This window comes from Sporosarcina gallistercoris (genome assembly GCF_014836415.1).
GTDB classification, from domain to species: Bacteria; Bacillota; Bacilli; order Bacillales_A; family Planococcaceae; genus Sporosarcina; species Sporosarcina gallistercoris.
In genome coordinates this window covers 489,640-506,668 of sequence record NZ_JACSQY010000001.1, presented here as the reverse complement: position 1 = coordinate 506,668, position 17,029 = coordinate 489,640, and the positions used below count along the sequence as shown (strand labels likewise).

The window sequence follows — 17,029 nt, the reverse complement described above, 5'->3', positions numbered from 1 at the left end:
TGAGGATGAATGGCTCTAGAGCAACGTAAAATCCAACCGAATTACATACCGGAACAGGAAACTCAAGCAAATCCTGCATCGATACCTGCTCCGAAAACCCGGAAGATCTTCTCACCGGGTGAAAAATTTCTTGCTGTTGTATTCGTTGCGGCTGTTGTGATGTTTTCTACGATGGTGCTTCATACACAGGCGCAAATCAATGACACAAACAAAGAGATGCACGTTCTTTCAAACAAAATCGAGGAAACATCAAAACAGAATATCGAATTGTCCAACCAAGTAAGCGAGAAATCGACTTATGAACGTATTTGGGAGAAAGCGAAAGAACTTGGCTTGAATCTGAATGAAAGTAACGTAAAGGTCGTGCCTGGACGATGAAGAAAAAGAAATTTCGATTTCAAGGTGGAGCCTTTCTAATGCTGTTATTATTTGGAGGGCTCTTTTTCCTTTTGTTCGGAAGAATGCTCCAAATTCAAATTACCGGCCAAATCGATGGGCGGGCGCTTGCAGCGATGGCAGACCAAAAGTATTTAAAAGAAAGTGTATTACGAGCAAACCGTGGGCAGATTGTTGACCGTACGGGAGAAGTCATTGCGACGGATACACTCAGTTACCGGCTGGTCGCTATACTTAGTGAAGAGGCAAGCAAGGGTTCTAAAAAACCGCAGCACGTCACGGATTTTGACCATACAGCAGAAGTGCTCAGTAAGTATATTGATATGGAAAAGGAAGAGATCCTGAAACGGTTCACAAACGCTAAAAAAGGTACGTACCAAGTTGAATTCGGGAAGGCCGGACGCTCCATTTCGAATGAGACTGCCGATGCCATCAAGAAAGAAGAGCTGCCAGGTATCCGTTTCTTCGAGGATAAAAAACGGCTATACCCAAATGGGAATTTCGCTTCGTATTTAATCGGCTTTGCAATGCCGGAAGAAACTGAAGACAAAACAGTGAAAACTATCGGGAAAATGGGACTCGAAAAAACATACAATAAACAACTCACAGGGACTGACGGAAAAGCGGATTTCAAAACAGATCGATGGGGAATTCCATTGCGTGACTCGAAAAAGAACATTGAAGCACCAAAAGACGGTCAGACGATACAGCTTACGCTGGATAAAACGATTGAAAACTTTACAGAAGACGCACTCAATCGGGCTGAAGAGAAATATCATCCGGAAAAGATGCTGGCAGTTGTCGTGAATCCGAAAACCGGTGAAATCCTATCGATGAGTCAGCGTCCGTCATTCCATCCCGGGACACGAGAGGGGCTAACCGAAAATTGGCTCAATGAGGCAGTTGAGGAAACATTTGAACCAGGCTCGACAATGAAAATGTTCACCCTTGCGGCAGCAATCGAAGAAAACAAATGGGATCCGGATGCCTACTACAAATCAGGGCAATATGAAATTTATGACCAAACCATTCGCGATGTAAACAAAGTCGGCTGGGGAATGATCACTTTCCTTGAAGGTTTCCAGCGTTCTTCGAATGTTTCGATGGCATACTTGCTCGAAAAACTAGGAGATCAGACACTCATTGAATACTTTGAGGACTTCGGGTTCGGAAAGAAGGTTGGAATCGACTTACCGAATGAGGCATCGGGTATTCTGTTAGCGAACTATCCAAGTGAGCGACTCACGACGTCGTATGGGCAAGGCTCGACTGTAACGCCGATCCAAATGTTACAGGCAGCAACCGCCATCGCGAATGACGGGAAGATGATGACGCCTTATGTGATCGATCAAATCATCGATCCGAATACAGAGGAAGTTGTCGAGAAACATGAGCCTAGTGAGAAAAAGAGTCCGATTTCAGAGGAAACAGCAAAGCAAGTGCGTGAAATTCTGGCATCGGTGATTACTTCTGAAAATGGAACAGGTAAGAAATTCGCTTTAGATGGATATGATGCCGGGGGGAAAACAGGGACTGCACAAATCCCGAGAACCACTGGTGGCGGGTACATTGCAGGTGATGGGAATTATTTGTACTCGTTTCTCGGAATGGCTCCTATCGATGATCCACAGCTATTAACATATGTACTTGTTCAGAAACCGAAGTTACAAGCAGGTCAATATGGGTCAGATCCAACTTCTGAAATCTTTACATCCATAATGGAGAACAGTTTGAAGTATTTGAATATCACACCTGATGCCAAACAGCCGGAGAAGTCGCTGGAACTGAAAGATTATACCGGCAATTCTTCTGAAGAAGTGACAGCCAGTCTGACAAAGGCAGGCTTGAAGCCGATAGTCGTGGGACAGCCAGGCAAGGTAGCCCAGCAATCTCCTGCCGTCGATACCAAAGTTACAAAAGGATCGCTTGTGCTTCTCAAAACTTCCGGTGAAACGATACTTCCTGACTTTACAGGATGGTCCAAGAAACAGGTTCTAGTGTTTAAGAACTTCTCGGGTCTTGATATCCGCTTGAACGGTGAAGGTTTCGTTGTGAAACAAAGCTTGTCGACCGGGGCAGCCGTTTCCGAAAGTGATCCAATCGTAATCACATTGGAAGAACCTGAACAGCTCGACCAAACGAAGCCGGAAACAGAGGAAGAACCTGAAATTATTGGCGGTTGATGAATAGCTAAGCATACTCTCTCATAAATTAGCAATAAAACGAGAGGTGTGAAGCTCTTTGAAAGAACTAATCGGAATGCGGTCTAAAAAGAGACTGCGAGCCGTTTTCATTATTTTTTTAGTGCTGCTTGGAGCAACTGTGGGGAAATTATTTCATGCACAGATCATTAAACATGAATGGTTGAAGGAGCGTGCCCAAGCGAACTGGGATCGGGAAATTCCGTTCGGTGGGGTGAGGGGTGAAATTGTGGACCGCAACGGTAAGCTGATTGTCGGAAACCAGCTTGCTCCCACGCTTTACTTCATGCCGGCGCAAAATCCGGACCCTGAAGGCGCGGCAGCAAAACTTGCACCCATATTAAAAGTGGACGAAGTGAAGTTAGCTGAAAAAATGAGTAAAAAAGATTATATGGTCAAATTGGCCCCAGAAGGTAAAAACATTGCAAAAGCTCAAGCGGATGAAATTACAGCAATGAAAATTCCAGGTTTATATACTGGTGTGGATTTCATGCGAAGTTACCCAAATGGAGAATTGCTTTCCCGGCTTCTCGGATTCACAGGATACGACGGTGAAGGTCTTGCCGGCATCGAGTATGCGTATAACGAGTTTCTGAACGGAACAGGAGACAAAATCCGAATGTATACCGATGCAAGAGGAGTTCCACTGCCACACGTGGACGATGATTTCAAAGACGGTAAAGAAGGCTCCTCCGTAGTATTGACAATCGACGCCGAGATGCAGAAAATCGTTGAACGGGAACTTTCACAGGCAATGGAAAAGTATGATGCCAGCCAGGCACTCGCAATTGTGATGAATCCGAAAACAGGAGAACTACTCTCTTTAGCATCTACACCTACATTCGATCCTTCAAATTATCAGGATGCGAATCCTGCCATCTACAACCGTAACTTACCAGTTTGGATGACATTTGAGCCAGGATCCACATTTAAGATTATGACGCTCGCTGCAGGATTGGAAGAAAAAGTTATTGACTTGGACCATGAAACCTTCAATGATCCAGGTTATACTATGGTAGGTGGAGCTCGCTTGCGTTGTTGGAAGCGTGAAGGACATGGGCACCAATCATTTCTTGAAGTCGTTGAAAACTCATGTAACCCGGGTTTCATCGAAATCGGACGTCGTCTAGGGGAAGAGAAGCTATCTTCTTATATTCGTGATTTCGGTTTTGGTGAGTCAACTGAATCAGGAATTGCGGGGGAAGCAAAAGGAATCTTGTTTGCTGAGGACGCATTCGGACCTGTGGAGCAAGCTACCACCTCATTCGGTCAAGGGATTGCAGTCACTCCGATTCAACAAGTGCAGGCTGTCGCTGCAGCTGTTAACGGAGGGATGCTGTACAAACCATATATCGTCAAGGAAATTGTCGGGCCGGATGGAAAAGCCACTCAATCTTATGTGCCGGAGATGAAGCGCCGCGTCATTAGCGAAGAAACGTCTGCCGAAGTTCGGAGAGCATTGGAATCGGTTGTTGCAAATGGATCCGGACGTAATGCATTTGTAGACGAAATACGGGTAGGCGGTAAGACAGGAACTGCACAAAAGGTCCAGGATGGAAAGTATAAAGAAGGGGACTATATAGTCTCATTCATCGGTATTGCGCCTTCCAATGACCCTGAACTAGTCGTCTATGTCGCGATTGATAGCCCTAAAAATTCAGTTCAGTTCGGGGGCGTCATTGCTGCTCCGATTGTCGGAAGAATCATTGAGGAAATTGCTCCATTGGCAGGTATTGAACCACAAATAGATCAGATCGAAAAAGAATACCGCTGGGGCGATCCATTGACACAGCGCATTCCTGATCTAAAAGGAATGACGAAAGATGAAGTGGCAAAACAGCAATACACGCTCAAAATTGAATGGCATGGAAATGGCAAGAAAGTTAGCAAACAGTTACCTGTTCCTGGAACAGTAGTGAATGAAGAAGATGTCATTCACTTATACACAGAGTAATTGTACGAATACGACTGAACCAACAAATTGTTTGGGAACACAGAAGGAGAACTATACATGACGCTCGTCACAACAATCACGGCAATTGCCGTAACATTTGGCCTTACCGCTGTACTGGGCTATGCAATCATCCCGCTGCTGAGAAGGATGAAATTCGGCCAAAGCATTCGGGAAGAAGGTCCGCAAGCCCATATGAAAAAAGCAGGGACACCAACAATGGGCGGACTGATTTTCCTGGTTGCGATCCTTATCGCAACGCCTATTTTGTCTTACATAAATGGCGTGCTCACTACTCAGACAATTGTCCTGCTGCTTGTCTTGGTTGGATTCGGGATTATTGGGTTCATCGATGACTTCATCATCGTGGTCATGAAACGGAATCTAGGGTTGACATCTTTGCAAAAGCTGATCGGTCAGATCATTATCGCGATCTTTGCGTTTTTCCTATTGAAATTAGGTCCTTTCGATACAGTGATATCTATTCCGTTTACTGGATTTGAAATCGATATGGGAATCTTTTACGTCGTATTCCTGATTTTCTGGCTCGTTGGATTCTCGAATGCTGTTAATCTCACAGATGGATTGGATGGCCTGGTTTCAGGTACCTCATCTATTGCATTCTCGGCATTCGGTATCCTCGCAGTCTCTTACAACCAGCAAGATATTGCGATGTTTTCTTTTGTCGTATCAGGAGCCATGCTCGGTTTCCTTCTTTTCAATATGAAACCTGCTCGGGTATTCATGGGTGATACAGGTTCATTGGCGCTTGGTGGTGCATTGGCGATGATTTCAATGCTCATTAAGCAAGAGTTCTTGTTACTTATTATCGGGATTGTTTACGTAATCGAAACACTATCTGTAATCATTCAAGTAATTAGTTTCAAAACAACGGGCAAACGGGTATTCAAGATGAGTCCGATTCATCATCATTTTGAACTTTCTGGATGGTCGGAATGGAAAGTGGTACTTGTCTTTTGGGGAATTGCGCTCCTCGCTGCAATCGTACCTGTACTTATGGAGGTGATGTAAATGCACAACGCAGCTCAGTTTTTAGGCAAGAAAGCACTTGTCCTTGGATTAGCGAAAAGTGGTCACGCCGCTGCCTCGTTACTATCAGCTTGCGGAGCATCTGTTACGTTGAATGATTCTGCACCTGAAGACGGAAATCCGCTTGCTGAAGAGTTACGGACACAAGGAGTCCAGGTGATACGTGGTGGACATCCTGACAATATATTAGATTGTGGATTCGACTTCATCGTCAAAAACCCGGGTATTCCTTATACCAATCCTGTAATTTTACAGGCGGAGCAACTAGGAATACCAATTTGGACGGAAATCGAACTTGCGTATTTAATTAGCGAAGCGCCAATTATAGCAATAACTGGTTCAAACGGAAAAACTACGACTACCACGTTGCTATACCATATGTTGAATATCGGTGATCGGAATCCGCTGATTGCTGGTAATATTGGTACAGTTGCAAGTACGGTTGCTTCAAAAGCGTCAGCTGACGAAGTCATCGTTTTAGAAGCATCATCGTTCCAATTGATGGGCGTCGATGAATTCAAACCCCACATCGCAATCTGGACAAATCTATACGAAGCGCATCTGGATTACCATGGGAGCGCCGATGCGTATGCTGAAGCCAAAGCTCAAATCACGAAAAATCAGACGGAAACGGATTTCCTGATTTATAACGCAGATCAACCGGTCATTAAACGTTATATCGGAAATACTAAAGCTACTCTCGTTCCATTTACAACAAAAGGCAGATCCGCTGAAGGGATTTCTGCAGATAGTGAATCGATATACTGGTTAGGTGAACCGATTATCCCAAGAAAGAAAATTACCTTACCTGGTGCTCATAACTTAGAGAATATCCTGTCTGCGACAGCAGCTGCTTTGTTGTATGGCTGTGAACGAGGGGCGATTGAAAGTGTGCTCAGTTCGTTTACAGGTGTAAGGCATAGGATGCAATTTGTCACTGAATATGATGGGCGTAAATTTTATAATGATTCAAAGGCAACGAATACGCTCGCAACCAAAAGTGCATTATCTTCCTTTGAAACACCGACGATTCTAATCGCTGGCGGATTGGATCGCGGACATTCGTTTGAAGAACTGCGGCCACATATGACTCATGTGAAAGCACTGATCGGTATTGGTGAGACGGGTGATCGGCTCGTCCAGTTCGCGGAGTCATGCGGCGTTGGGATTGTTAAAGAGACAGGAACCCTTCACGCAGCAATCCAAGAAGCGTATAACGTATCCGATAAAGGAGACGTAGTCTTACTATCTCCAGCCTGCGCGAGCTGGGATCAGTTTCCTGATTTTGAAGCAAGAGGCGATGAATTTATAGAGGCTGTTCAAAAGTTAAAAGCGTGAACTGGCAGTATTCGTTAGTCCTGTAAATCCCACAGCGAAAGGATGCATCCACTGCTTTCAAAGTATAGAATGCTCTTTATGTTTTCAGCGGTAGCTCTCACGATAATCGGTGTGCTTTTCGTTCACTCAGCCGCAGCATATTGGGGAGAAATCCGGTACGCGGACGCCGCTCCATTTGCTGTAAAACAACTCGTTTACATAGGTGTTTCCATTACAATCGCCTATTGGATGATGCGGACACCTTTCCTATCGACAGAAAGGTTTTGGACGTTATTCTATTTGGCGGCTGTCGTGTTATTGACGCTCGTGCTCATCCCGGGAATCGGGGCGGAGAGAAATGGTTCGCAAAGTTGGATTGCTTTTGGTCCGATTAGTTTGCAGCCTGCTGAGTTTGTGAAAGTGGCTTTGATTGGGAAGCTTGCAATGAGTATGAAAAAGAAATCGGGACAGAAAGTATGGGATTGGCGCCACTTTGCATTAATTTTATTGCCTTTTGCTTTAATTATGATGCAACCTGACCTAGGCTCAGCCGTCATAATGATCGTTTCCGCATTTGTTGTCTTATTCGTTGCAGGCTATCCTTTGACTTTCTTTTCTTTGTTAGGTGTAACGGGGGTTGGAGCATTTGCTGCTCTTATAGCTGCAGCACCCTATCGTTTGGCTCGTATTAAATCCTACATCGATCCTTGGAGTGATCCTCTCGGGAAAGGGTTCCAAGGTATTCAGTCGCTGTTTGCAATCGCACCTGGTGGACTGCTCGGACATGGTTTCGGAAATAGCAGACAAAAGTATTTATACTTACCGGAACCGCAAAATGATTTCATCTTTTCGATTATTGCAGAAGAGACGGGCTTCATAGGAGCAACTGTAGTGCTGTTGCTGTTTGTTGGTTTGCTTATTGGTGCATTCGGAATTGCAATACGGACATCGGGATGGAAAGAATGCCTTATGGTATCTGGAATGGCATCCATTATCATCTTCCAGACATTTTTGAACGTCGGTGTTGTTTCAGGACTGCTTCCGGTAACAGGGGTCACATTACCGTTTATCAGTTATGGAGGCTCCTCGATGCTGACTACGTGGCTTGCAGTAGGTACCATCTTACATTTTTCTAGACAAAAAATAGATTGAGTGAAAAGGAGGGGGAGGAAATGGAGAAGGTTATCGATATTGAAGAACGGATTCCGTCTATGCGCAAAAAACGTCGTAAAAAAACCAATCGGAAGTTTGTGTTCATTCTACTCGTTTTTGTTATCATCCTCCTCGTCCTCCTTTACTTTCAATCACAAGCAAGTAAAATTGATGCAGTTAAATTGAATGGCGCCGTTCTTCATAACAAGGAATTTTATTTAAAACAGGCTGGTATCGCTAATGGTGACTCTCTTTGGGGGTTTAATGCAGCGGATGCTGCAAAACGTCTTCGTGCTGTCGAGGGCGTAAAAGAGGCTTCCATAGTGCGCAAATGGTTCCGGGATGTCGACATCACCATCCAGGAATGGAAACCCATCGCGTGGATTGATAGAAAAGGGCAATACGACCTCATTCTTGAAGATGGTGAAGTTTTTTCGCCTGATGCAGAACCTTCAGTGGACATTCCGATTGTGAATGGATTCGAAGATGAAGATGTGCGAAAACTTCTAGCGTCACAGTTGGTGGAACTGGACGATTCGGTTTATCAACTCGTTTCGGAAATAAAAGAACCGGATGACTCTGATGGGGATCATGTGATTTTGTATATGGACGATGGCTATGAAGTACATGCTGTTCTAGGATCACTTGCGGACAAGCTATCCTACTATCCAGAAATCGTGAATCAGCTGAACGGTTCCGAAAAAGGTGTCATCGACGTGGAAGTCGGAACGTATTTCACACCGTATAGTAAATTATATGGAAATGAAGACGAAAAAGTTGATGAACAAAATGCAGACGAAGAAAAAGGTGATGACAATGAGTCTGAGGACGAGTGATCGAAGAAAAAGGAATAACCGTATTTCTTATGCCCTCGTATTCTTAGTGCTTGGTTTCATATTTTCCTTTTCCTACCGTACGCTCGGTCCAGGTTCTGAAACGCAGCAGCTGCGCTCTGGAATCGATTCAAAAGAAGAGGGGTTCCGAGAAGAATTAATCGAGCAAAAAGAACGGAACAAACAATTGACTGATGAAATTACATCAAAACAAAAAGCGATTGCAGAAGTTGAACAGACGTTAAGTGATACGGAAGAAAATCATGATTCTCTCGTCAAAGAAGCGAGAAGTCTCCGATTGCTGCTTGGCGTCGTTCCAGCAAGTGGACAAGGGGTCCGCGTTGAACTGGCAGATGGCGACTACGATCCAGCCAAGCAAAATCCGAATGAATATATCGTCCATGAAAGCCAAGTCCTTATGGTGGTAAACGAACTTAAAATTGCTGGAGCTCAAGCGCTATCCATCAATGGACAACGGTTGAATGCAAATTCCAGTATAAAATGTACGGGTCCTGTCATTACGATCGATGGACAAACCTATCCCGCTCCTTTCGTGGTTGAAGCGATTGGGGATTCCGATGCGCTTCACTCGTCACTAACGTTAAAGGGCGGCGTCATGGACAGTCTGTTATTAGATAACATTGAGATGAAAATCGAGAAACAGAAAGAGATAATAATGCCTGCATTACGGGATGATATACAAGGATAATTCAATCCGGCGAGGAAGGATGAGTGTGTATGAAGCGTAAATGGATGTTCACTTTCATCCTGCTCATTGTCGGTTTCATGGTGGCGGTCCAATACAATACTGTTCAGCAGCCACAGGAGCGAGATACGAGGGACTTGTGGGCAATCAGGAACGAGTTGGCAAAAGAACGCAAACTCCATTCGGAACTATTGACAGAAGTCCGTGCGTTGGATCAAACGCTAGGGAAGTACAATGCGTCTGAAGGAGCCAGTGTAGGAAAAGCGTTAGCCGATACGGTCCACAGTTTACACGAACAAGCAGGAATGGTTGATCAAACAGGCCCGGGGATCATAATCGATGTTGTCCCTTCGGAGGAAAGTATTGCATTCGGTACCCCGCTTCATGAAGTCAGCCCCGAATTGCTGACCCGATTTGTCAATGAAGTGAACCGTTTCAAAGGAATCGACATGGAGATAGATGGAAAGCGTGTGACTGCGTTAAGTGCCATCCGGGACATTAACGGGGAGACAACGGTGAATGGATTGCCTGTATCGCTGCCCCCGTTCCAAATAAAGATTCTATCTGCGGATTTAGGGAGTAGTGAAAAGTTATATAACTTTTTACAATCCTCATCGATTCTCGACGACTTTTATCTGGAGGATTTTGTGCTCGAAGTTGGCCAACCGGAATCTGAAGTGAAGATAAATGGTCGTATTGAACAATTCGAGAACCACTTTCTCAAAGAACTGCCAAAGGGGGGCTGACGATGTGGTTACCAATACTGGGGTTAATACTCGGGGTGTCTCTAGGATTTCTCTCGGATATCCAGATACCTCAAGAATACGGTAATTATTTGTCAATTGCCGTATTGGCAGCACTCGATACATTACTTGGAGGCATCCGGGCTCATTTACAACGGGTCTATGATGACCAAGTGTTCATCACAGGATTTTTCTTCAATATTTTACTAGCGGCAGGACTTGCATTTCTGGGAGTACACTTAGGTGTGGATCTTTACTTAGCTGCCATATTTGCATTCGGAGTCCGGTTATTCCAGAATCTAGCCGTTATTCGACGGGTATTACTCACTAAATGGTCAGAGTATCGTAAAGTTTCTACGACAAATACTTCAAAATGAGAGGATTTCGAGAGGGGATGGCGAAAATATTTAGACAATGCAGTAAGAATACAATAGAATGGAAGAAGAGTCACAATGGGAGGTGCCAAAGATGAGTCAGTCAAATATGTATGTATCACTCGACATCGGGTCCTCTACTATCAAAGTCCTAATCGGCGAGGTGGATGGCGGATCCCTGCATGTGATCGGGGTCGGCAACGTTCAATCTGCCGGTATCCGTAAAGGATCCATTGTGGATATCGACGCAACAGTTCAATCTATCCGGAAAGCTGTGGAACAGGCAGAACGGATGACCGGATTACAAGTTACAGAGGTTGTACTTGGAATACCATCCAATGGTGTCACCTTGCAAGATGTTAAAGGTGTTGTTGCTGTTAACTCTGTGAACCGTGAAATTACAGACGACGATCTGGATCGTGTCATGGAGTCTGCACAAGTTATGTCTGTTGCACCTGAACGAGAAATTGTAAATATCATTCCGAAGCAATTCATCGTGGATGATTATGATGAAATAAAAGATCCGAGAGGTATGATTGGAGTTCGTCTGGAAATGGACGGCACAATGATTACGACGTCAAAAACCCTTGTACACAATATTCTTCGTTGTGTTGAGCGAGCAGGACTTTCCATTCGAGAAATCTATTTGCAACCGCTCGCTTCCGGCACGTTTGCGCTAACAGAAGATGAAATGAATCACGGTACTGCGTTCATCGACATTGGTGGCGGGTCAACAACGGTTTCCGTATTTTGGGACAATCGATTCGCCGCAACTACTGTACTTCCAGTAGGAGGGGATCATATTACTAAGGACCTCTCGATCATCTTGAAGACGCCGACTGAACAAGCTAGAAAAATCAAACACCAATATGGTCATGCATTTTATGATGATGCATCTGACGACGAGTTATTTGAAGTTCCAGTAATTGGTGCAGAGACAAAAGATCAGTATAGTCAAAAATACATATCGGAGATCATCGGCGTAAGGCTCGAGGAGCTATTTGAACTTGTCCTTGAAGAGTTGTATCGCTTGGGGATCCGAGATTTGCCAGGTGGAGTTGTGCTGACAGGTGGCACGACTAAAATGGATGGCGTGTTGCAACTGGCACGACATGTACTCAACACACGTGTCCGAATCCATACGCCAGAATATATAGGTGTTCGTGAGCCGATGTATTCAACCGCTGTCGGACTCATCCGGTATGCAAGTATGGAGGACGTTTTCTTCGGCGAAGGACATTCTGAACCAATGGGACAAGCGTATGAGGAAACAGCTGCTGCACCTGCTACACGGAAGAGCAACGGACCGAAACAAGAAAAAGATTCGCTTATCGGCAAAACCAAACGCTTTTTCGATAGTTTTTTTGAATAAATCGGGTTCCAAATGAGAAGTTGAATGATTAGGAGGAGAAGAGATGCTAGAGTTTGATACGAATATTGAAGCGCTCGCAGTCATCAAAGTAATCGGTGTTGGTGGCGGCGGGAATAACGCAGTAAATAGAATGATTGAGCATGGGGTACAAGGTGTTGAATTCATCGCGGTGAACACGGACGCACAAGCACTTAACTTATCCCAAGCGGAAGTGAAACTTCAAATCGGCGGGAAATTGACACGCGGTTTAGGAGCTGGAGCTAACCCGGAAGTCGGTAAAAAGGCTGCTGAAGAAAGTCGCGAACAATTGGAAGAGGCACTCCGAGGCGCTGATATGGTATTTGTCACAGCAGGTATGGGTGGAGGTACAGGTACTGGAGCGGCGCCTGTCATTGCCCAAATCGCCAAAGATCTTGGAGCGCTGACAGTTGGTGTTGTGACGCGTCCATTTACATTTGAAGGGCGTAAGCGTTCAACACAAGCAATCGGCGGCATCACTTCCATGAAAGAATCTGTTGACACACTTATTGTCATTCCGAATGATAAGCTGCTTGAAATTGTCGACAAGAACACACCGATGCTCGAAGCATTCCGCGAAGCGGACAATGTTCTTCGTCAAGGTGTTCAAGGTATTTCAGATTTGATCGCTGTACCGGGTCTTATCAACTTGGACTTTGCCGATGTCAAGACGATCATGTCCAACAAAGGTTCAGCTCTTATGGGGATCGGAATGTCCACTGGTGAAAACCGTGCATCCGAAGCGGCTAAAAAAGCGATCTCCAGCCCATTGCTCGAAACATCCATCGATGGAGCAAAAGGTGTGTTGATGAACATCACAGGTGGATCGAATCTAAGTCTATTTGAAGTACAAGAAGCGGCTGATATTGTTGCTTCAGCTTCGGATGAAGATGTGAATATGATTTTCGGTTCAGTCATCAATGATGATTTGAAAGACGAAATCATCGTCACTGTCATTGCGACCGGTTTCACAGATGATCAGATCACTCAAACGCGCGGCAACCGAACATCAGGATATGGTGGGGTCCGTCAGCGAGAGACACAGGCACCACAAAGTAATCCGACGCCAAGTAATCAGATTCGTCACGAAGAACCGCAGCACCAGCAGCAGATCCACCAAGAACCTGCTCGCGGTCAGCAACAGACACAACAAGACGACGGCTTGGATATCCCGACGTTCTTGCGTAATCGTCGCCGTAAATAATTTCGTTTTGCAAGCCTCCGGCAATTGAGCCGGAGGTTTTTTGTGTTCTTCTTTTGAACAATCTGTCGAACTTTTCTTTGAGGTCATTCCGTAAAGTGACAAAACTCGTGATGGAAAAATGGTAGTCTTGCAAACAAGGAGGACAGCCTATGTATGGGGAAGTCATGATTATTATCAATATGGTTTTCAATTATACCGTTCTGTCATTTGCCAATGCGACCGGTAATACAAAAATCCGCAAGAAGAGATTGGCGTTAGCAGCTTTTGCAGGGGCAATTCCGGCGGTTGCTTTCCCGGGTTCCTTCGTTGCGTCGTTGACTGCGTTTGCAATCATGACAAGCTGTGCATTCGGTTTTTCTGCACGTCTCTGGAAAGCATCTGTCGGATTAGTGATAATCGGTGCTTTTGTAGCCGGCGGACTGTTATCGGCACTTCCATTCAGTCAATGGGGGCAAAGTTTCCAATATCGATTGGTCTTCTATGTAGCACTTGCTTATGGCTGCCTCCAACTCGTAAAAGTGAAATGGCTCGATGTCCGTAAAATCAGCAGGTTCTCAGAATTTGCGTGCAGCTCAGTATTGCAGCTTTTCGGTTCTTCGATACAACTTCGCGTGTTCATAGATACAGGCAATAGCTGTACAGAACCGTTGTCCAACGAGGCTGTCCATTTTGTATCACTGCGAGCTATTCAGCAGATAATTCCTGATGACTTGCTCCATAGCCTGCAGCGAGTTGGGAACGAACAAGGCGCAATTCCTGACTTGTCACAATTTCCTGAACGATTTAGTAAGCAATTGCGTCTTATTCGGATTCAAACGGTTGATGGAGCGAATTGGGCTGTTGGAATTCGTTTTGACGACTGGGAATTGGAAGGGAATCGAGCACTTGAAAAAGGCTATATCGTTTTAACTGCTGATGATGCACGTTATCCACATAGTGCATCCGCAATCTTACATGTATCTGCCTTGGAAACTAGAGAAGAAGGAAGGGGAATGCTTCATGCTACATGAATTGAAGAAATGGCTATCAGTACTTGCTGGGATTTTTAAAAAGAAAAATGGTACGTACTATATTGGCGGACATGAATCGTTACCGAAACCTCTTACGAGAGAAGAAGAAGCGGAAACAATCGCAGCATATATGGCGGGTGACCAACAAGCGAGGGATCGTCTTATTGAAAAGAATTTACGTCTGGTTGTTTACATTGCCCGGCGTTTTGATAATACGAATACACATATTGAAGACTTGATCAGTATTGGGGCAATTGGTTTGATCAAAGCAATTGAAACGTTCAAAAGTGATAAAAACATAAAATTAGCAACCTACGCATCACGTTGTATAGAAAACGAAATCCTGATGCATTTACGTAAAACGAATCGCACCAGGTCAGAAATTTCTTTTGACGAACCTCTCAATTCAGATGCGGATGGGAATGAGCTTCTGCTATCTGATATTTTAGGGACGGATGAAGATATCATTACAGATGATGTTGAAAAGAAGATTGAGCGCCAACATATGATTGACGCTGTCACTACGCTTAGTGACCGGGAACGACACATTATGGAATGCAGATTCGGACTGACAGGGAAAATTGAAATGACACAAAAGGAAGTAGCTGACTTACTTGGCATTTCCCAATCGTATATTTCCCGATTGGAAAAGAAGATAATTTCAGAACTCCGCGATCGTTTGAACCATCCGATTGCCTAATGGTTGAAATTGGCGTTTCAGAAAACCGCATAGAACTCCACTCAGAGGATAAGCTATCTCGTACAGTCATCTACAGAATACGGAGGAATTCAGATGGTACGTACAAGAGTGGAAATTTGCGGTATAGATACATCTACTTTGCCGCTTCTGTCGAGTGAAGTCATGAAAGAAACATTCATCCGTCTGCAAAGTGGTGATGAATCAGCCAGAGACGAACTCGTAACAGCGAACTTGCGCCTCGTCCTAAGCCTTGTGCAGCGATTTGCCTATCGTGGAGAACAAGCAGATGATTTATTTCAAGTCGGTTGTGTAGGACTGCTGAAATCGATTGACAACTTCGATCTAAAACACAATGTCCGATTTTCGACGTATGCAGTACCAATGATTGTTGGGGAAATCAAACGTCATTTGAGAGATCATCATTCCGTTCGAGTGTCACGCTCGCTCCGAGATATTGCCTATAAAGCAATCCGTGCAAAAGAAGAATTCATCAACGAACACCAAAAGGAACCAAGAATTTCGGACTTAGCTAAAATGACGGACATCCCGGAAGAAGATATCTTATTTGCACTGGATGCTATACAAGACCCGATGTCCCTGCACGAACCGATGAATGGCGATGGTGGAGATCCCGTATATATGATGGACCAACTGCACGATAAGACAGTATCGGAAGAACGCTGGTCGACTTATGTGTCGATGAAGGAAACGATGACAGGACTGGATAATCGCCAGCAGCTGATTTTATCTAAAAGGTTTTATCTCGGACAGACACAGACGGAAATCGCTCGGGAACTTGGCATTTCTCAGGCTCAAATTTCCCGCTTGGAGAAGCAAGCGATCGCTCAAATTCGGGAAGGTATGGAACAAAGTAAATAAATAAGGACGCGATGCTACATTGCATTGCGTTTTTTTTGTACGACTATCTGCATAGAATATGAAAAAGGGGGATTTCTATGCGCTTTTCAGAATTTCAAAAAAAAGAAGTGATCGATATGCAACGCGGGAAATTTCTTGGGTTCATACAAGATGCGGCAATCGATATAACAAAAGGTAAAATTGATACGCTCCATATCGGTGATACGGAACGATCGCTGTTTATGGAAATGCGCATAAAAGACCAAAAACAGTTTGGTTATGATGAAGTTGTTACGATAGGAAAAGATATCGTACTTATTCAAAAGAAAGATGCTAAAAAGTGACTTATCGTTGATAACTAGGCGTCTGATTGATACAATAGAACAAAGTATCGAGAAAAGTAGTGATTAGGATGTTACCATTACAGCAGCGTATAAATACAATCGAAGAGACAATCTGCCAGGCGTGTGAACGTGTCGGCAGAAATCGTGATGAAGTCACGGTTATTGCAGTCACTAAGCAAGTGTCTGAAGAGCGTACACAAAACGTTTTGGACCAAGGGATCATCCATCTGGGTGAGAACCGACCTGAAGGGCTTCTTGCTAAACAACACGAGATTCCTCAAGGAGCTGTTTGGCATTTCATCGGAAATGTACAAAGTCGTAAAGTGAAAGAGATCATCGAGCGCATTGATTACTTGCATTCGTTGGATCGATTGAGTTTAGCGAAAGAAATCCAGAAACGTGCGGTTGAACCAGTTGACTGTTTCGTACAAGTCAATGTGTCCGGGGAAGATTCAAAATCAGGACTATCGCCAGCTGAAACTCAAAGCTTTATCGAGTCATTAAGCGGTTACGATAAAATACGAGTGATCGGTCTTATGACGATGGCGCCACTCACTGAAGATCAAGATACAATCCGAAAAGTCTTTAGAGAATTGCGGGAACTGAGGGATCAGCTTGCAGCTGAAAAGATGCAGCACGCTCCGGTAACCAAATTGTCCATGGGTATGTCGAATGATTACAGTATTGCAATCGAAGAGGGCGCAACCCATGTGCGAATTGGGACTGCACTCGTCGGTTCGGAGAGCGAGGGAGACGAATGAGCATAAAAAACAAATTCGAAAAATGGTTTTACCTTGATG

The 17,029-nt window shown here is 44.5% G+C and carries 17 protein-coding genes; all 17 read left to right on the top strand.

Translation table 11 applies throughout. The features are described from left to right. Positions 1-9: 9 nt before the first annotated feature. The 17 genes from ftsL to H9659_RS02480 all read left to right on the top strand — a co-directional run bounded on the left by ftsL (position 10) and on the right by H9659_RS02480 (position 16,990). The gene (ftsL, locus tag H9659_RS02560) at positions 10-378 is read left to right on the top strand and encodes a cell division protein FtsL (protein ID WP_191688372.1); all 369 of its coding nucleotides are present in this window, start codon (positions 10-12) and stop codon (positions 376-378) included. A 38-nt stretch (positions 379-416) separates the two neighbouring features. Further along, complete coding sequence (locus H9659_RS02555) at positions 417-2,579, top strand: penicillin-binding protein (protein ID WP_191688371.1); 2,163 nt, start codon at positions 417-419, stop codon at positions 2,577-2,579. 76 nt (positions 2,580-2,655) lie between these two features. Next, positions 2,656-4,551, top strand: coding sequence for a stage V sporulation protein D (locus H9659_RS02550; protein WP_191688529.1), 1,896 nt, complete (start codon positions 2,656-2,658; stop codon positions 4,549-4,551). Between the two features lie 57 nt (positions 4,552-4,608). Continuing rightward, positions 4,609-5,580, top strand: a complete 972-nt coding sequence (gene mraY / locus H9659_RS02545; RefSeq protein WP_191688369.1) for a phospho-N-acetylmuramoyl-pentapeptide-transferase — start codon at positions 4,609-4,611, stop codon at positions 5,578-5,580. Continuing rightward, positions 5,581-6,936: a UDP-N-acetylmuramoyl-L-alanine--D-glutamate ligase gene (gene murD, locus H9659_RS02540; protein ID WP_191688367.1), complete on the top strand. Its 1,356-nt coding sequence runs from the start codon at positions 5,581-5,583 to the stop codon at positions 6,934-6,936. 78 nt (positions 6,937-7,014) lie between these two features. After that, positions 7,015-8,067 carry a putative lipid II flippase FtsW gene (gene ftsW, locus H9659_RS02535; RefSeq protein WP_263618283.1) on the top strand — a complete coding sequence of 351 codons (1,053 nt, stop codon included), beginning with the start codon at positions 7,015-7,017 and terminating at the stop codon, positions 8,065-8,067. Positions 8,068-8,087: 20 nt separating this feature from the next. Further along, complete coding sequence (locus H9659_RS02530) at positions 8,088-8,903, top strand: cell division protein FtsQ/DivIB (protein WP_191688363.1); 816 nt, start codon at positions 8,088-8,090, stop codon at positions 8,901-8,903. Continuing rightward, a complete protein-coding gene (locus H9659_RS02525; RefSeq protein ID WP_318240675.1) occupies positions 8,848-9,609 on the top strand; it encodes a DUF881 domain-containing protein in 762 nt (253 codons plus the stop codon). The genes H9659_RS02530 and H9659_RS02525 overlap by 56 nt, the downstream gene beginning before the upstream one ends. Positions 9,610-9,638: 29 nt before the next feature. After that, entirely contained in the window at positions 9,639-10,352 is a 714-nt protein-coding gene (locus H9659_RS02520; RefSeq protein ID WP_191688361.1) for a DUF881 domain-containing protein, read from the top strand. A 2-nt stretch (positions 10,353-10,354) separates the two neighbouring features. After that, a complete protein-coding gene (locus tag H9659_RS02515; RefSeq protein WP_025785139.1) occupies positions 10,355-10,726 on the top strand; it encodes a small basic family protein in 372 nt (123 codons plus the stop codon). 91 nt (positions 10,727-10,817) lie between these two features. After that, a complete protein-coding gene (ftsA, locus tag H9659_RS02510; protein ID WP_191688360.1) occupies positions 10,818-12,095 on the top strand; it encodes a cell division protein FtsA in 1,278 nt (425 codons plus the stop codon). A gap of 43 nt (positions 12,096-12,138) precedes the next feature. Then, positions 12,139-13,317 carry a cell division protein FtsZ gene (ftsZ, locus tag H9659_RS02505; RefSeq protein ID WP_191688359.1) on the top strand — a complete coding sequence of 393 codons (1,179 nt, stop codon included), beginning with the start codon at positions 12,139-12,141 and terminating at the stop codon, positions 13,315-13,317. Between the two features lie 149 nt (positions 13,318-13,466). Further along, complete coding sequence (locus tag H9659_RS02500) at positions 13,467-14,327, top strand: sigma-E processing peptidase SpoIIGA (protein ID WP_191688358.1); 861 nt, start codon at positions 13,467-13,469, stop codon at positions 14,325-14,327. Further along, positions 14,317-15,027: an RNA polymerase sporulation sigma factor SigE gene (sigE, locus tag H9659_RS02495; protein ID WP_191688357.1), complete on the top strand. Its 711-nt coding sequence runs from the start codon at positions 14,317-14,319 to the stop codon at positions 15,025-15,027. Before H9659_RS02500 ends, sigE begins: the two co-directional genes overlap by 11 nt. A gap of 93 nt (positions 15,028-15,120) precedes the next feature. Continuing rightward, on the top strand, positions 15,121-15,906 hold the full coding sequence (gene sigG, locus H9659_RS02490) for an RNA polymerase sporulation sigma factor SigG (RefSeq protein WP_191688355.1): 786 nt from the start codon (positions 15,121-15,123) through the stop codon (positions 15,904-15,906). Between the two features lie 77 nt (positions 15,907-15,983). Further along, positions 15,984-16,229 (top strand): PRC-barrel domain-containing protein, encoded by a 246-nt coding sequence (locus tag H9659_RS02485; protein ID WP_191688354.1) that lies wholly within the window; start codon positions 15,984-15,986, stop codon positions 16,227-16,229. A gap of 68 nt (positions 16,230-16,297) precedes the next feature. Further along, positions 16,298-16,990, top strand: coding sequence for a YggS family pyridoxal phosphate-dependent enzyme (locus H9659_RS02480; RefSeq protein WP_191688353.1), 693 nt, complete (start codon positions 16,298-16,300; stop codon positions 16,988-16,990). The last annotated feature ends 39 nt before the right edge of the window (positions 16,991-17,029 follow it).